This window comes from Brasilonema octagenarum UFV-OR1, assembly GCF_963888615.1.
Lineage (GTDB): Bacteria > Cyanobacteriota > Cyanobacteriia > Cyanobacteriales > Nostocaceae > Brasilonema > Brasilonema sennae.
This window is the reverse complement of the sequence record NZ_CAWPKW010000246.1, coordinates 1-2309: the sequence shown is the minus strand read 5'-3', so window position 1 is coordinate 2309 and position 2309 is coordinate 1. Positions and strand designations below refer to the sequence as shown.

The following is a 2309-nucleotide window of genomic DNA, read 5'->3' as shown; positions in this document are numbered from 1 at the left end:
TTCCATTTTGTGACTGAGTTTCCGGCACCCCGCGGCTTCAACGAGCCGGTTGTACTCATCGATCACCGGGTTCGGCACGCGCTTCGACTTCGGCGTCAATCGCGTCGTCAGCAACCAGCCGCGCAGGTCGCGCGCGAAACCGATGCGTTCGGTCGCCCCGGATCGCCACGCCAGCCAACCGGTGCGCAGCGAGTTCGTGAACAGAATCGCCGCTTCGCATTTTTCCGCTCGCAGCGATTTCAAGAACGCTCCACCGCGTTGCGATGGGTTTTTGCCGCGCGGGTTGTAGAGCAAAGAATAATCGATCAATCCCGTGCCTTCGAGCACATCCGCGATCACCGGCCGCATCACACCGACAAGCTCCGCGCGGGGGAACTCCGTGCGCAGAGATCGCAACGCCGGAGTCGCCATGACGGCGTCTCCCACCCAGTTCGGCAGGAACACCGCGAGTTTCATCCGGCTTTCCGCAGTTCGGTGACCGGTTCGGGCAGACGGATGATCTGGGCGTCCTCGCTGTCGCGCAACCGACGAACGATCTCGGTGGTCGACACGCCCGCGGTGATGCTGAGCGGTTTCACCCGGCCGCCGTAGGACAGCACGACTTCGCGGCCGACGATTTCCTCTTCACGGTAGGTGCCCCCTTTGACGAGGACGTCCGGTTGCAGTTGCCGCAGGATTTCGTGCGGCGTGTCTTCATCGAAAACCACGACGTAATCGACCGCTTCCAACCCGGCGAGCATGCGGGCCCGGTACTCCTGATCGGCCGGTCCGGAGCTTTGTCCAACCGGCGGACGCTGTCATCGCTGTTGACCGCGACGATCAGGCAATCTCCTTCGTGAGCCGCTTCTTGTAGATAACTCACATGGCCGACGTGCAGCAGGTCGAAGCAACCGTTGGTCAGCACGACCTTGTGCCCGGCTTTGCGGCGCGTGTTCACATGCCGGACGAGATCAGGCAGCGAACAGACTTTGCTTTCCGCAGTGCGTGAGTTGCGGAGCAGATCGCCGAGAATGTCTTTGCGATGGATCGGCACGACGCCGACTTGTTCGACTTCCAGTCCCCCAGCGACGTTGGCCAGACGACAGAGATCCACAGGATCGACATTGGCCGCGAGGCCGACGCCAATCATCGCGAGGACCATGTCCCCCGCGCCGGTGATGTCACAGACTTCGCGCGGCCGTGTCGGCAGGTGGACGGGCTCGGCGTCTTTTCGCGCGAGGACAATCCCGTCGCGGTCCAGCGTCACAAACGCCATGTCGAGATCGAACTGCTTCACCAACTGGTCACCGGCGGCGTAACCATCTTCGATGGTCTTGATCTCGCGGCCGGTGGCTTTGAACGTTTCCGAACGGTTCGGCGTCACGCCGGTCGCACCAATATAAAGGCGGTAGTCGCCCCCGGCGGCGGGATCGACGACCACCGGCAGTCCGCGCTTGCGGGCAGCTTCGATCAACGGTCGCAACAATCCGGCGGTGCAGACACCCTTGGCGTAATCGGAAATGAGAATCGCCGAATAATCGCCGAGCTTCGGCAGAATCGTGGACAAGAGTTGTTGCACCGTTCCGCCGGAAATCGCATGGCGGACTTCCCGGTCGACGCGCAGCATCTGATGCGGATGCCGATATTGCGCCCGCCCCATGAATCGGACTTTGGCGGTCGTGGGGCGACTCGGGTCGGCCACGACCGTCGCACTGCCAATGCCGGCGCGATGCAGATCCATTTCGAGCGCTCGGCCATCGGCATCGGCACCAATCACCCCGGCGAGGTCGACTTCGGCATCGAGTCCCCGCAGCATCTGGGCGACGTTCGCCGCACCGCCGAGGCGGGTTTCCTGCCGCTCTTCCCGCAACAGAATCACCGGCGCTTCCTGGCTGATGCGTTCGGCATCGCCCCAGATATACCGGTCGAGAATCAGATCACCCACGACCAGCACGCGCGGGCGTCCCAGCCGTTCCATGACTTCGAGCAGATGATACGACATCGTGTGGCCATCCCTGGCGAGCGGCGCAAACGACATTCGTCACCCGCACCGCGTGTTCACTCGGCGCGCCGTCCCTCCCTGGTCGGATCACGCCGCGGAAATCATCGCCCGAAGGGAAAATCGCGTCAATCCCGATCCCGGTGGGAACTGAGCGATGGGATTTGATGAGCGAAGTGAATTCCGCTCTGGCTTTGAGGAAGAGAAACCTCACGCAAAGGCGCAAGGGCGCAAAGGAAGGCAAAAAGAAGGGGGTGGGGTAGGTTGATCTTGATGACTGCAGATCAGAACTGCCGATCTTTCCTTCCTTTGCGCCCTTGCGCCTTTGCGT

General features: G+C 62.2%; 2 protein-coding genes and 1 pseudogene. All 3 read right to left on the bottom strand.

All coding sequences use genetic code 11. The annotated features are described in order from the left end of the window. On the bottom strand, positions 1-456 hold a 456-nt coding region (locus tag AC5590_RS20045), incomplete at its 3' end, for a glycosyltransferase family 9 protein (RefSeq protein WP_211178801.1). Continuing rightward, on the bottom strand, positions 453-740 hold the full coding sequence (locus tag AC5590_RS20040) for a nucleotidyl transferase family protein (protein WP_498823725.1): 288 nt from the start codon (positions 738-740) through the stop codon (positions 453-455). The genes AC5590_RS20045 and AC5590_RS20040, both read right to left, overlap by 4 nt. A gap of 41 nt (positions 741-781) precedes the next feature. After that, a pseudogene (locus tag AC5590_RS20035) lies at positions 782-1957 on the bottom strand (bifunctional heptose 7-phosphate kinase/heptose 1-phosphate adenyltransferase); the annotation flags it as partial. Between the last annotated feature and the right edge of the window lie 352 nt (positions 1958-2309).

Excerpts from the sequence above, each read along its gene's own strand:
- AC5590_RS20040 (WP_498823725.1), bottom strand. The coding sequence starts at position 740 with ATGCTCGCCGGGTTGGAAGCGGTCGATTACGTCGTGGTTTTCGATGAA.